Origin of the sequence: Streptomyces sp. NPDC048337 (assembly GCF_043201175.1) — a bacterium.
GTDB lineage: Bacteria > Actinomycetota > Actinomycetes > Streptomycetales > Streptomycetaceae > Streptomyces.
The window spans coordinates 416,235-429,807 of record NZ_JBICYR010000003.1 but is presented as its reverse complement, the minus strand read 5'-3'; the positions used below and the strand labels follow the sequence as shown (position 1 = coordinate 429,807).

The window sequence follows — 13,573 nt, the reverse complement described above, 5'->3', positions numbered from 1 at the left end:
GGACCGGTGTGCGGCCGGCCGGCGTGGGCGACCATGACGCCATGACGCTCCTGAGCGACCAGGCCGAAGACATCCGGGCCCTCATGGGGTCCGCCGACCCCGGAGCGATCTGGGCCATCGGCGGCCCGGACGGCGTCCAGGCGCAGTCCGATGCCGCGACGACCGCCCGGGACACCCTCTTCGACGTCGACGGCCTCGCCCCCGTCCTGGCCCTCTGGCCCGCCCTGGGCACCCTCGTCGCCGAAGGCACCCTCCGCCTCCACACCCCCCTCACGTCCTACGCCACCCCGCCGACGAAGACCCCTCCCGCGACCCCGGCAGTGGGCGCTTCCGACGCCCGGGCCACGGCGGGTGCTTCAGGGGCCCCGACCGCGGTGGGCCCCTTGGGCGCCGGAGGCGCGGCGGGCGGCCTCGGCGCCATCGCCCCGGGCACCGTGACCGCGGCGAGCGGCCTCGGCACCCCGGCGGCGGGCGCTTCCGACGCCCGGGCGGCGGCGGGTGCTTCCGGGGCCCCGACCGCGTCGGGCCCCTTGGGCGCCGGAGGCGCGGCGGGTGGCCTCGGCACCGCCCGCGCGACCGGTGGCGCCGGCGCCGCGGACGCGGGAGGCGGGCTCGGCGTCACCGCCCATCACCTGCTCACGCACCCCGGGGGAACCGCCGCCCTGACCCGGCTCGCCGAGCACCTCGCGGGGTGCTCCCTCGCGGACCTCGCAGCCACCCGGGTCTGGCAGCCCCTGGGGATGACCCGCACCCACTACGCCGACGGCACCCTCCGCGCGCCCCTCGCCGACCTCGTCCGCTTCCTGAGCCACCTCCTCGCCCCCGCGGACACCGGCTCCGCCGGTACCGGCATCAGCCGTGCCTGGACCGGCGAGTCCCTCCGCATCCGCACCGGCGAACTCACCCCGCCCCGCGGCCTCCTCTGGCACCCCACCCCCCACGGCGCCTGGTCCCACCACGCCCCGACCCCCGCCGGCCCCGCCCTCTGGATCTCCCCCCGCCACCACCGCTGGGCCCTCCTCCTCCCCACCACCCCCCACCCCCACCTCCGCACGTCCTTCCGCGACACGGCGTTCCCCCCGACCGGCCCCCGCTGACGGGCCGTCGCATGGCATCCTGAGGGCCGCATCCGGGAGGGGGCTCCGCATGGCCAGGACCCGTCAGCGGGACCGCGAGGTCCCCGGCCCGTCCACCCCGTGGGACGAGATCGCCCCCGGCCTCTGGATGGGCGGGCACTACTGGACCGACCCCGACGGCGAGCTGCGGCCCGCCGTCGTGACCGACGAGTTCGACCTCGTCATCAGCCTCTTCACCCGGACCGGCCACGGTCCGTGCCCGCGCGCCGAGCACGTCGTGGGGGAGGTGCCCGACACCGCCCTGACCGTCGGGCAGCTGCGGACCGTGCAGCGGCTGGCCCGCACCGCCGGGCTCGGGCTCGATGCCGGTCTCACCACGCTCGTACGCTGCCACTCGGGCTACAACCGGTCCGGGCTCGTCGTGGCCCAGTGCCTGGTCGACCGCGGGATGGCGCCCGCCGAGGCCATCGCGCTCGTGCGGCGCCGGAGGTCCCCGTGGGCGCTGCACAACGAGGCCTTCACGGCCTACCTCGCCTCCGGGCTGGACGTCGCGGCCCTGCTCGTCGGGCTGGAACCCGGGCAGTAGTCCTCGGGGCGCGGTGCATGCGCGGGGGACGTACGGTGATCCCGATGTCACCGACCGTTGTTGTGCCGGCTGTGGAGGTCCACGGATGCGTACGGTCCAAGGGGTCGCCCTCGACGGGCTCCGGGCCCGGGTCAGGGCCCTCGCGGAGCGGACCCGGCTGCCGATGCGGCCGGCGGCGGGTGCGCCCGCGGCCCGGTACCGGTGGGCCGCCTCGGGATCCGGGGTGGTCGGCCGGGCACCCCGCGGCGAGGTGCCGGTCGCGGACCGCGGGCCGGCCGTGCCGGCGCTCGGCGCGGGAGGTCCCGGCTGGCTGACATCCGTAAGAGAATCGTTTCTGCGAACCGCTGCCCTGCTCCGGGCACCCCGGCCCCGCTCCGGCCCCGCCCGCAGCTCCGCCGCGCTGCGTGCCCTGCGTGCCCGCCACGGCGACGCGCCCGTCCTCCTGCGGTCGCGGTCCGGCGAGCGGATCCTCGTCCTCCTCGACCCCCGCGACCTGTGCCGCTTCTACGCCGAACCCGTGAGCCCGCAGCCGCGGATCGACACCGAGGCCATGGCCGCGGGCGTGCTGGCGGCCGTCGCCGAGGAGGCCCGGCACCTGACCGCCTCCGGCACCCTCGAACTCGCCCGCGCCCACCGCGCCGTGGGCCGCGCCGCCCGGCGGATCGTGCTCGGCGAGGCCGCCGCCGGGGACGAGCAATTGGCGGGCTGGCTCAGGCGTGCACACCTTGACGGGCCGACCCCGGGGCTGCGCAAGGGCACCCCGTACGACCTCGCGGGCTCCCGCATCCGGGAGTACGCGGGCCGGGCCGACGCGAGCTCCCTCGTCGCGCGGGCCGGCGCCCCGGACCCCGCCGGCCGGGCCCGCCAATGGCTGCTCGCCATGGACTCCCTCCCCGCCACCCTGCTGCGCACCCTGCTCCTGCTCGGCGCGCACCCGGCCGAGCAGGAGGCGGCCGCCGCCGAAGCGGGCGCCCGGGCGGCGGGCTGCGGCGAACTGCCCCGGCTGCGGGCCTGCGTACGGGAATCCCTGCGGCTCTACCCGGTGGTGCCCGAGCTGATCCGCGTCACCCGAGCCGAGACCGACTGGCGGGGCGTGCGCTGCCCGGCCGGCACCTCGGTGCTGCTGCCCGCCGCGTTCCACCAGCGCGATCCCGAACGGGTGCCGGCCGCGCACGTCTTCGTGCCCGGCCGGTGGAAGAACCCGGCTGCCGACCACGACACCCGGATGGCGCCCTTCGGGCACGGCGGCGGCCGCTGCCCGGGCGACGAACTCGGGCTGCTGGTGACGGCCGCGTTCTGCGCGGAGGTGCTACGGGGCCACCGGATCGGGGCCACCCGGCCGGTCCTGGACCCGGTCGGGCCACTGCCCGCCACGCTCGACGCCCATGCCATCCGGCTCGGGCTGACCCACCGATGACCGCCCCCATGCCGCCGCCCGCCACCGCCGACCCCGAGGGCTGCCACCGACCCCGGCCCGTGTCGCTGACCCGGTCCGACCTGACCCGGCCCCGGCCCGTGCCGCTGACCCGGATGCCGACCGTGCGGGTGAGCCGGTCCGGCCTGATCTGGCCCCCGATCGGGCCGCTGACCCGGTCCGATCTGACCCGGATGCCGACCGTGTCGGTGAGCCGGTCCGGCCTGACCCGGATGTCGATCGGGCGGCTGGCTCGATCCGGCCTGACCTGGCCCCCGATCGGGCCGCTGGGCCGGTCCGGCCTGACCCGGATGGCGACCGTGCCGCTGGGCCGATCCGACCCGACCCGGACCCCGAGCGCGCCGCTGCCCCGACCTGGAGCTCACCCCCGGCCCCGCCGCTGACCCGCCCCCGATGCCGACCCGCTCTGCCCCTGCCCGCCCGAGACAACCCCCTGCCGAACCACGCGAGGATCCCATGCCCGACGCCGCGACCGCCGCGTCCACCGACGCGGACGTCGACCTGCTCGAAGACCTGTGCCGCGTACTCGCCGAGGCCGCCGACGCGGTCGGCGAGGCCGCCCGCTACGCCTCCGGACTGGCCTTCGGCGCCCGCCTGCCCGCGGCGGCCCTCGCCCGGGGCGGCGGCCACCGGCTCGGCTGGCGGACCCTGCTGCGCACCCTCACCGACCCGGAGGGCCTCGGCTGGGCCCCGCGCGGCCGGGGCGTGGCCCGGGCCGGCCGGCTCGCCGGGCTGCTGGCGGGCCGCGAGAGCCTCGCGATCAGCGTCGCCGTCTGCGGGCTCCGGACCCGGATCCGGGCCGTCAGCGCGAGTCGCCCCGAACTCCTGGAAGACCCCGGTGCGGCGGCGGTCCTCGCAGCCGTCGAGGCGGGCCGGCAGGCCGAGGCGGCCCGCCTGTTCCGCGGCATCATGCGCGAGCGGGGCACCGAGCACGCCTTCGCACTGCTGGCCCCCGCCTTCGCCGACATCCTGGCCTGGAAGGCCCTGACCGACGTGAACCCGTTCAACGACCACGCGGGCTGGCAGGTCGCCACCGGCCGGGCCGTGCCCGCCGAACCGCTCCTCGGACTGGGCGCCGCCTTCTGGGCGTTCTGCGACCTCGGACCGAGCGGGCCCGAAGGATCCGGAGTACGCGGAGAGACCCCGGAGTCCGGTGGGCCCGGGGGATCCGACGGGGCGGCAGGGCCGATGCGGCCCGACCGGCCCGCCGGCCACCGTCCCCCGGCAACGACGGCGCCGCCGCCCCGTCCCACCGTCCGCCCGCGCCCGGTCGGCAGCCTGCGAGGCCACGCCTCCGCCCTGCGTACCCACGCGGTGCGCCTGCGGGCGACGGCGGCGCCGGCCCGGAGGGATCCCCGGACCGGCGCCCTGCGCGCGGAGATCGACGTCCTCGCCCGCCGCTGCGCCACCGCGGCGAACGGCTTCGCCCTGGCCGCCGCCCAGCTCGGCGAGCGATGACGGCAGCGGCCGGGGCACGTACCCGACGCGGCTACAGGACCAGCGACAGCAGCAGGACGAAGCCCAGGCCGACGACCGAGATGACGGTCTCCATCACCGACCACGTCTTCAGGGTCTGCCCGACGGTCATCCCGAAGTACTCCTTGACCAGCCAGAATCCGGCGTCGTTGACGTGGCTGAAGAACAGCGAGCCGGCGCCGATGGCGAGGACCAGCAGGGCGGTCTCGGTGGTGGACATGCCCGCGGCGAGCGGGGCCACCAGTCCGGCCGCCGAGATCGTGGCCACCGTCGCGGAGCCCGTGGCGAGGCGGATGGCCACGGCGATCAGCCAGGCGAGCAGCAGGGCCGGGATCGCCCAGTCCTTGGACAGGTCCAGGATCATCTGGCCGACGCCCGCGTCGATCAGGGTCTGCTTGAAGCCGCCACCCGCGCCCACGATCAGCAGGATGCCGGCGATGGGGGCGAGGGACTTCTCCACCGTCGTGGAGAGCCGGGCCCGGGTGAAGCCGGCCGCCCGGCCGAGGGTGAACATGCCGACGAGCACCGCCGAGAGCAGCGCGATCAGCGGGGAGCCCGCGACGTCGGTGACGCGCTGCACGGCGTTGGCCGGATCGTTGACAACGATGTCCACCAGGGCCTTGACCAGCATCAAGGCGACCGGCAACAGCACCGTGAAGACCGTCGCACCGAACCGCGGCCGACGCTCGAGATCGGCCGAGGGCCGTTGCGGAATCATCTTCTCCGGCGCCGGGATGTCCACCCACCGCGCCGCGTACCGGGAGAACAGCGGCCCGGAGATGATCACCGTCGGGATGGCGACGAGCACCCCGAGGGCGAGGGTGACGCCCAGGTTCGCGTGGAGCGCGTCGATGGCGACGAGCGGTCCGGGGTGCGGCGGGATCAGCCCGTGCATCACGGACAGGCCGGCCAGCGCCGGGATGCCGATCCGCATCAGCGAGTAGTTGCCCCGCTTCGCCACCAGCAGCACCACCGGGATCAGCAGGACGATGCCGACCTCGAAGAAGAGCGGCAGCCCGATCACGGAGGCGATCAGCACCATGGCCCACGGCATGGCCCGGCCCTTGGCCCGGGCGAGGATCGTGTCCACGATCTCGTCCGCGCCGCCCGAGTCCGCCAGCAGCTTGCCGAGGATCGCGCCGAGGGCGATCAGCACGCCCACGCCGGCGACCGTCGAGCCGAGTCCGGCGGTGAAGCTGGAGATCGTCTTGGCCAGGGGAGCGCCCGCGAAGACGCCGAGGGCCAGCGAGCCGACCGTCAGGGCCAGGAAGGCGTGCAGTTTGAGGCGGGTGATGAGCAGGACGATGACGGCGATGCCCGCGAGGACGGCGATCCCCAGCTGGGTGTTCCCGGCCGAGGTGATCGGTCCGGTGCCGGCCGCTGCCAGAGTCTCGACGCTGAGACTGGTCACGGTGACGATTCCTTAGTTCTCGGGGTTCTCGGGGTTCTCGGGGGTCTGGTTCTCGGGGGTACGGAGCCGGCGCAGAGCGGCCAGCGCCCGTTGGGTGATGTCCTCCGGGGAGCCGGACACGTCGACGACGACGCCGAGTTCGTCCTCCTGGAGCGGCTCCAGCGTGGCGAACTGCGAATCGAGCAGGGTGGCGGGCATGAAGTGGCCCGTGCGGGCCGCCATCCGCTCCTCGATCAGCGGGCGCTCACCGGTGAGGTGGACGAACACCGCCTGCGGGGCGGCGCCGCGCAGCCGGTCCCGGTAGGCGCGCTTGAGGGCCGAGCAGGCGACGACCCCGCCGCTGTGTGCGGCGGCGCGCTCGCGGATCCACGCGCCGATGGCATCGAGCCACGGCCCGCGGTCCGCGTCCTCCAAGGGGGTGCCGGCCGACATCTTGGCGACATTGGCCCGGGGGTGGAAGGCGTCGCCCTCCGCGTACGGAAGGGCCAGCGCCTCCGCGAGCAGCCGGCCCACGGTCGTCTTGCCCGTACCGGCGACGCCCATCACCACAATGACGCGCTGGGTGCTCACGCCTGCTCTCCCTCGCTGTCCTCGTCGACATCGGTTCGTGTGGCAGCAGTGAAGCCTATTAAGTAGTACTTATTCAAGGGCCGCGGGATAAAACATCGCATCTTTTGTTCGCCGGGGCGTCACCGTACGCTTACGCCATGCTTCACTCCCACGTGCTGGACACCCTCGGGCTCGCGATCACGGCCGGGGAGTACCCGCCGGGCAGCGTCCTGCGCACGGACGAGATCGCCGAGCGCTTCGACGCCTCCCGCACGGTGGTGCGCGAGGTCGTCCGCGTACTGGAGTCCATGCACCTGGTCGAGTCCCGCCGCCGGGTCGGCGTGACCGTGCGCCCCACTGACCAGTGGAACGTCTACGATCCGCAGGTCATCCGCTGGCGGCTGGCGGGCGCCGACCGCCCCCGCCAGCTGCGCTCCCTGACCGTGCTGCGCTCGGCGATCGAGCCGGTGGCGGCCGGACTGGCGGCGACCCTGGCCACGCCCGAACAGTGCGCGGAGCTCACCGAGGCGGCCCTGGGGATGGTCCGCACCTCGCGCGGCCACCAGCTCGACGCCTACCTGCGGCACGACATCGCCTTCCACCGCGTCGTCCTGAACGCGTCCGGCAACGAGATGTTCGCCCGCCTCGGGGACGTCGTCGCCGAGGTCCTGACGGGCCGTACCGAGCACGCGGTGATGTTCCACGATCCCGACCCGGCGGCCGTCACCCTCCACGTCCGGGTGGCGGAGGCCGTACGGGAGGGTGACGCGGCCCGCGCCGAGGCGCTGACCCGGCAGATCGCGGTGGGCGCCCTGGAGGAGCTGGACGTACTCGCCCCGTAGGCCCCGCCCACCGCGGGCGGGGCCGGGTCTCAGGCGTCGAGCACGGCGAGGTCGAGCTCGCGCAGCCGCTCCGGCTCCGCGATCACGTCGATCCCGGTGATCAGACCGTCCTCGATGGTGAAGGCGAGCACCAGGAAGAGGCGGCCCAGCGGGGCCATCGCGAGGCCGACCATGCCGTTGACCAGCGCGGTCTGCGTGGACTGGGCCCGCTCCATGGCGGCCATGGCGCTCTTGGCCACCGTGACGGCGCCGCTGAGGAAGATGGGCGCGGGGCTGGGTCCGACCGCCTTGTCGGCGCGCAGGGTGATGTCCGGGTCGAGCAGGGTCACCAGCGCGTCGAAGTTCCCGCCGCGGGTGGCGGCCAGGAAGGCGTCCACCACCTGCCGCTGACGGCTCAGATCGGCGTCGGGCACCGCGGGAGCCCCCTTGACCCGGCGGCGGGCCCGGCTCGCGAGCTGCCGGGTCGCGGCCGGCGTCCGCTCGATCAACGGGGCGATCTCGTCGAAGGGAACGGCGAACAGGTCGTGCAGCACGAACGCGAGCCGCTCCGCCGGCGCCAGGGTGTCGAGCACCACCAGCAGCGCCAGGCCGACCGAGTCGGCCAGCAGCGCCTCCTGTTCGGGGTCCACCGTGTCCTCACGGCTGACCACCGGGTCGGTCGGGTACGCCTCCATCGAATCCTCGCGCCGGGACTCACGGGAGCGCAGCATGTTCAGACAGATGCGGGACACCACGGTGGTCAGCCAGCCGCCGAGGTTCTCGACCTCGCTGGTGTCGGAGCGGTTGAGGCGCAACCACGCTTCCTGGACCGCGTCTTCGGCCTCGCTGAGCGAGCCGAGCATGCGATAGGACACCGCTCGCAAATGAGAGCGGTGCTCTTCAAAGCGTTCTGTCAGGTCGGTTCTCTCGTCCACCTGTCATGTTCCTTCCTCGCAGCGGACCATAAAAGTAGATCATCGGAAAGTCGCTGCTGCGAGGGGGAGTTGGCGCGGCCGGAGTCGGGGAGGGTCAGACGATGTCGTAGAAGCCCTCCCCGTCCAGGTAGTGCGCGGTCAGGATGTCGTGCAGGACGGTGTTCGGCGTCTCGTGTACGAGGTACACGCGCAGGGGGTAGGTCCAGTCGTCCACCGACCGGTGGATCCGGTCGCCCGGGTGGACGTTCACGGCGGCGTCGAGGAAGCTGTCGAGCCCACGCAGCTCCGCCATCCTCGGGTACTCGCGCAGGGTGCCGTCGGCGGGCGAGACCATGTTCACGAGCCCCGCGTGCCCCGCCAGTTCGTAGCCCTCGTCCCACCGGGCGAGGAAGCGCTCGGGGTCCGCGTACGCGTCCACCGTCCAGTCCAGCTGGCTCTCGCCGATCGCCGCCTTCACCGGCACGTGCAGGTCGGCCCCGCACGCGCGGGCGGCCGTCTCGATCAGGCGCGGCCCCTGCCCGGTCAGCTTCAGCTCGCTGTGCGCGGGCCCGTTGCGCACACCCAGCGCGTCCAGGACCCGGCAGGTGTACGCGGCCAGCGCGTCCTGATCGGCTCCGTGGCGGGGCAGCAATACGGCGCTGACGCCCAGGTCGCGGACCCCGTTGGCGCTGATGTGGTGCATCCGCCAGATGTCGGTGACGTGGTGCCTGCCGTCCAGGCTCACCGTGTTCACGATGTACTCGCCGCCGACCAGGTACTCCTGGGCCAGCACCGCCCGATTGCGGGCCCCCAGCGCGCTGTCGGTGCCGATGAGCGCGGCGAAGGCCGCCCGGACCTGTTCGGCGTCGTCGCAGAAGTGGATGCCGTCGTTGCCCGCGCTCTTGACCGGCTTCAGAACCACCCGGCCGTCGGCCTTGGCGTACCAGTCGAGCAGCGTGCCCAGGTCCGTGGCCAGGATCTGCCCCACGGCGGGCACCCCGGCCGCCCGTACCGTCTCCAGCATGCGGTACTTGTCCCGGCGGGCCGTGCTCAGCGCCGTGCCGTTGGTCCGCAGGCCCAACTCCTCGCTCAGTACGTCGGCCAGCTCCACGCCGCTCTCGATGCCGGGCAGCAGGCACACCGGCCCGTGGGCGGCCACGGCCGCGGCCGTCTCCGCCGCATCGCCCCCGTGCACGACCTCGGCGACGAAGTCCCGCGCCCGGAAGCTGCGTTCGTAGACGGGATGGGCGGTGGCGGCGCTGCGCACGTGCACGCAGTCGAAGCCCCGCTCCCGGAAGAGCGGCGCCAGGGCCCGGGCACTGGAGTAGGCGTCGACGATCGCCACGACCGGGCGGAAGGTCGGGGTCGGCTTGTCACTCATGTCAACCTCGTGGATCGGTGGTGATCAGGGCAGAGCCAGGCCGGTCTGCCAGGCAAGGAAGGCGAGGGTGTCGGCGGCCAGGGCGGCGGCCCTCGTGGTCGAGCGCCCCTTGTGGCCGGCCTCCGCCTCGGTGCGCAGCAGGATCGGCGCCCGGCCCCCGGTGGCGTGCTGGAGCGCCGCGCACATCTTCCGGGCGTGCATCGGATCGACCCGCGCGTCGTTCTCGGACACCGTGAACAACACCGCCGGATACTCCACCCCCTGCCGTACGTGGTGGTAGGGCGAATACCCCAGGAGCCAGCCCAACTCCTCGGGGTCCTGCGCCGAGCCGTACTCGGCGGACCACAGGCGCCCCAGGCCGAAGCGCTCGTACCTGACCATGTCCAGCAGCGGCGCTTCGCACACCGCCGCCCGGTAGAGCTCGGGCCGCTGGGTGAGCGCGGCGCCCGCGAGCAGGCCGCCGTTGGAGCCGCCGTGGATCCCGAGCCGGTCCGCCGTGGTCCAGCCGCCGGCGATCAGCGCCTCGGCCGCGCTGTGGAAGTCGTCGAAGACCTGCTGCTTGTTCTCGCGCATCCCGGCCCGGTGCCATTCCTCGCCCTCCTCGCCGCCGCCGCGCAGGTTGGCCACGGCGTAGACGCCGCCGGCCTCCACCCAGGCCAGCACGGACGGGTCGTACGCGGGCACCTGGGAGGAGCCGAAGCCCCCGTAGCCGAAGAGGATCGCGGGGCGCGGCCCGGTCCGGTGGAGCGGTTCGACGAGGAGCATGCGGACGGTCGTGCCGTCGGTGGAGCGGTAGGCGATCTGCGAGCTCTTCACCTCCGGGACGGTCACCATGCCCGGAGCGGCCGCCCAGACCCCGGTCGAGCCGTCGCGGGCGTCGTAGCGCAGGACCGAACCCGGAGAGGTGCCGTCGGTGTACGAGAACCACGCCTCGTGGCCGCCCTCCGGGCGTTCGAAGAGCCCGCCGAGCGAGCCGACGCCCGGTGTCGGCACCGTGCCGAGCCGCTCCCCGGTCTCCAGGTCGTGGACCGTGACCTCGCCCGCGGCGTGCCGCAGCCAGCCGACCAGCAGGCGCGGCCGGTCCAGCTCCGGGCCGTCCAGGATCGCGAAGTCGGTCAGCACCGCCTCCGGGTCCTCCGGTACCAGGTCGCGCCAGGCCTCGTACGCCAGGTCGGAGGGGGAGGCGACGCAGAGGCGCGAGCGGGGCGCGTCGCGGTCGGTGAAGAGGTACGCCCGGCCGTCGCGCCACATGTACAGGCCGGTGTCGGCGTCCTCGCCCACCTGGACCGGCCGGAACCGCGGCGCCTCGGGGGTGCCGGCCGTCAGGTCGCCGAGCCACAGGTCGCTGCGGTTCTCGGTGCCCCGGGAGGCCCCGACGCTCAGCCAGCGCCCGTCGCGGCTGACCAGGATGCCGTAGTCGTTGGAGTCGGGGAGCCCTTCCCCGAACACCACCACGTCCTCCGACTCCGGGTCGGAGCCCACCCGGTGGAGGTAGACGCGGCGCCGCCCCGGACCGCCGGCGTCCTCTTCCCCTTCCGCCTCGGGCAGGCGGCGGACGTAGTAGTAGGCCGAGCCGCCGGGGAGCCAGGCGACGGCCGAGTGGCGGGCGCGCGGGATCGGGCCCTCCAGGACCGTGCCGGTCGCGACGTCCAGTACGTGGAGCAGGGACTCCTCGGTGCCGCCGCGGGAGATCTTGTACGCGAGCCGGCGCCCCTCCTGATCCGGATGCCACGCGTCCAGGGTGGTGTCGCCGCTGGGGTCCAGCCGCATCGGGTCGAGCAGGACGCGTTCCGCACCGTCCGGTTCCACCGTGAGCAGGACGGCGCGCTCCTGGCCGGGGAGGCGGCGGGTGAAGAACTGCCGCCGGCCGCGCCATACGGGAGCGCTCACGCTGCCGGTGCCCAGCAGCTCGGTGAGGCGGCCGCGCAGCGCCGCGCGCCCGGGAGTTGCGTCCAGGACGCGGTCGCACAGCTCGCGCTGGGCCGCCGACCACTGCCGGGTGGGTGCGCTCGCGGGGTCCTCGAGCCACCGGTAGGGATCCTCGACCAGGTGCCCGTGCAGCTTGTCCTGGTGCGGATCGCGGGGCGCGGGGGGATAGGCGAGAGCGGGGGGATCGTCGGGAGAGGTCATTGCTCCGCCTTCTGGAGTCCGCCCGGCGCGGCCGAGGCGTCGTGGCCGAGGGAGTGGAAGCCGCCGCCGTAGAAGACCAGGGGGCCTTCCCCGGGTTCGTCCGACGGGGTGAACGCCAGCACGCGCGCCAGGACGATCGCGTGGTCCCCTGCGGGGACGACCGACTGGACCCGGCCTTCGAGCCAGGCGGCGCCCTCCGACAGCAGCGGGGCGCCGGTCTCCTGGCCGGGCCGCCAGGCGTGGCCGGCGAACTGGGCCTCGCCCACCGGGCGTTCGGCGCGGGCGAAGTGCACGGCCGTCTCCCGCTGGTCGGCCGCGAGGACCGTGACGCCCAGCGGTGAGCCCTCAGTGATGAGTCCACCCAGATGCGAACCGTGTGCGACGCAGATCATGACGAGCGGCGGGTCGAGGGAGACGGTCACGAAGGAGTTCACCGTGGTCGCGTGCGGGACCCCGGAGGCGACCGTGGACGCGACGGTCACGCCGGTGGCGAAGGACCGGCCCGCCTGCCGCACCAGCAGCGCGGCGGACTCCGCCTCCCCGTCCGGGCCTTGGGGATCGGCTTCGGGGGCCGCCTCCCCGTACCTGCGGGCGGCGGCATGGCCGACGCCCGCCGAGACCAGCGCCGAGAGCGCCGCGGCGAGCAGCAGCACGGTGAAGGAGCCCCGCAGCGATCCGGCGCTGGTGATCCCCATGAACAGCAGGATGCTCACGGTCACACCGGCGAAGGTCCCCAGCGTGAAGTGGCCCGAGACCCGGCCGGCCACCGCCACCGGCTCGTTCTCCAGGATCCGGGCCTGGAAGACCACCGCGAACACCTGGCCGGCCAGCAGCATGGTCGAGCTGGCGAGGACCGCCACCCACGCCGTCGTCACCAGCGTCATGCACGCCAGGGACACGGCCACCGTCAGCGCGGCGAGCACACCGGGACGCAGCCCCCGGCGCCCGCGCAGCCGGGCGGCCAGGGTGGCGCCGATCACCGCCCCGGCGCCGTTGGCGAGGTTGATCACGCTCAGCCAGGTGGCGCCGCCGCCGAGGAAGTCCCGGGCGACGACGTTGGGGTAGACGTTGATGACCCCGGCGCCCGCGTTCAGCGCGAACACGCTCGCCAGCAGCCACCTGCTGCTCCCCGTCAGCCGCGGCTTGCCCGCTCCGCCGGCCGCGCCGTCCGTCCGGCCGCCCGCCGGGGCGGGGGCGGGCGCCAGCCGGACCAGCAATAGCCCGGAGACGACGAAGCTGGCGATGTCCAGGGTGATCAGCACGGGCAGATTGGAGACCTGGAGCATCAGCGGCGCGGCCGCGGTGCCCAGGATGAAGGTCGACCAGTCGACCTTCGACACCGCCGCCAGCGCCGAGGGAATCCGCTCGGTCGGCAGCACCCGCCGCAGGTAGGCCGTCTGTGAGGCGGTGAAGAACGGCGTCAGCAGGCTGAGGAAGGCCATCACGCCGATCGTGGCGGCGGAGGTGAAGCCGCCGCCGGCCCCACCCCCGACCGCGGCGAGGAGCACCACGAGCACCGAGGCGCGCAGCACGTCCAGCCCGATCAGCGTGCGCCGGGTGTCCTGGCGGTCGGCCAGCGGGGCCAGCAGCCGCGAACCGAACAGGATCGGGAGGTACACGAGCACGATCGCCGTCGTGAGCAGTGCGTTGGAGCCGTGGTTCTGGTTGTAGGCGTAGTAGACGACACCGGTGCGGAACAGCCAGTTGCCGAACTGGCTGACCGCGTACGCCGACAACAGCGCGCGAAGGGAACGGTGTTCGGTGGTTTCGCGGCGCTCGGTGGGTGGCACGGTG

General features: G+C 74.4%; 12 protein-coding genes. 6 read left to right on the top strand and 6 right to left on the bottom strand.

Going from position 1 to position 13,573, the window contains the following annotated elements:
- The first annotated feature begins 41 nt into the window (after positions 1-41).
- The 5 genes from ACGFYU_RS07625 (at position 42) to ACGFYU_RS07605 (ending at position 4,555) form a co-directional block, all read left to right on the top strand.
- On the top strand, positions 42-1,097 hold the full coding sequence (locus ACGFYU_RS07625; protein ID WP_393826340.1) for a hypothetical protein: 1,056 nt from the start codon (positions 42-44) through the stop codon (positions 1,095-1,097).
- A 49-nt stretch (positions 1,098-1,146) separates the two neighbouring features.
- Complete coding sequence (locus ACGFYU_RS07620; RefSeq protein ID WP_393826339.1) at positions 1,147-1,662, top strand: protein phosphatase; 516 nt, start codon at positions 1,147-1,149, stop codon at positions 1,660-1,662.
- Positions 1,663-1,747: 85 nt separating this feature from the next.
- Positions 1,748-3,079 carry a cytochrome P450 gene (locus ACGFYU_RS07615; RefSeq protein ID WP_393826338.1) on the top strand — a complete coding sequence of 444 codons (1,332 nt, stop codon included), beginning with the start codon at positions 1,748-1,750 and terminating at the stop codon, positions 3,077-3,079.
- Positions 3,076-3,480 (top strand): hypothetical protein, encoded by a 405-nt coding sequence (locus ACGFYU_RS07610; RefSeq protein ID WP_393826337.1) that lies wholly within the window; start codon positions 3,076-3,078, stop codon positions 3,478-3,480. The genes ACGFYU_RS07615 and ACGFYU_RS07610 overlap by 4 nt, the downstream gene beginning before the upstream one ends.
- Positions 3,481-3,553: 73 nt before the next feature.
- Positions 3,554-4,555, top strand: coding sequence for a hypothetical protein (locus tag ACGFYU_RS07605; RefSeq protein ID WP_393826336.1), 1,002 nt, complete (start codon positions 3,554-3,556; stop codon positions 4,553-4,555).
- Positions 4,556-4,586: 31 nt separating this feature from the next.
- Here the strand turns inward: ACGFYU_RS07605 and ACGFYU_RS07600 are convergent, their stop codons facing one another.
- Both ACGFYU_RS07600 and ACGFYU_RS07595 read right to left on the bottom strand, forming a co-directional pair.
- Positions 4,587-5,984 carry a gluconate:H+ symporter gene (locus ACGFYU_RS07600; RefSeq protein ID WP_393826335.1) on the bottom strand — a complete coding sequence of 466 codons (1,398 nt, stop codon included), beginning with the start codon at positions 5,982-5,984 and terminating at the stop codon, positions 4,587-4,589.
- Between the two features lie 12 nt (positions 5,985-5,996).
- Positions 5,997-6,554, bottom strand: coding sequence for a gluconokinase (locus tag ACGFYU_RS07595; RefSeq protein WP_393826334.1), 558 nt, complete (start codon positions 6,552-6,554; stop codon positions 5,997-5,999).
- Positions 6,555-6,691: 137 nt separating this feature from the next.
- On the opposite strand from ACGFYU_RS07595, the gene ACGFYU_RS07590 reads away from it, so the two are divergent.
- Positions 6,692-7,375 (top strand): FadR/GntR family transcriptional regulator, encoded by a 684-nt coding sequence (locus ACGFYU_RS07590; protein ID WP_393826333.1) that lies wholly within the window; start codon positions 6,692-6,694, stop codon positions 7,373-7,375.
- A gap of 29 nt (positions 7,376-7,404) precedes the next feature.
- Here ACGFYU_RS07590 and ACGFYU_RS07585 read toward each other — a convergent pair whose 3' ends face one another.
- The 4 genes from ACGFYU_RS07585 to ACGFYU_RS07570 form a co-directional block, all read right to left on the bottom strand.
- Positions 7,405-8,289 carry a sigma-70 family RNA polymerase sigma factor gene (locus ACGFYU_RS07585; protein ID WP_393826332.1) on the bottom strand — a complete coding sequence of 295 codons (885 nt, stop codon included), beginning with the start codon at positions 8,287-8,289 and terminating at the stop codon, positions 7,405-7,407.
- A gap of 94 nt (positions 8,290-8,383) precedes the next feature.
- Positions 8,384-9,649, bottom strand: coding sequence for an ATP-grasp domain-containing protein (locus tag ACGFYU_RS07580; protein ID WP_393826331.1), 1,266 nt, complete (start codon positions 9,647-9,649; stop codon positions 8,384-8,386).
- 24 nt (positions 9,650-9,673) lie between these two features.
- A complete protein-coding gene (locus ACGFYU_RS07575) occupies positions 9,674-11,779 on the bottom strand; it encodes a prolyl oligopeptidase family protein (protein ID WP_393826330.1) in 2,106 nt (701 codons plus the stop codon).
- Positions 11,776-13,569 carry an MFS transporter gene (locus ACGFYU_RS07570; RefSeq protein ID WP_393826329.1) on the bottom strand — a complete coding sequence of 598 codons (1,794 nt, stop codon included), beginning with the start codon at positions 13,567-13,569 and terminating at the stop codon, positions 11,776-11,778. The genes ACGFYU_RS07575 and ACGFYU_RS07570 overlap by 4 nt, the downstream gene beginning before the upstream one ends.
- Positions 13,570-13,573: the final 4 nt, after the last annotated feature.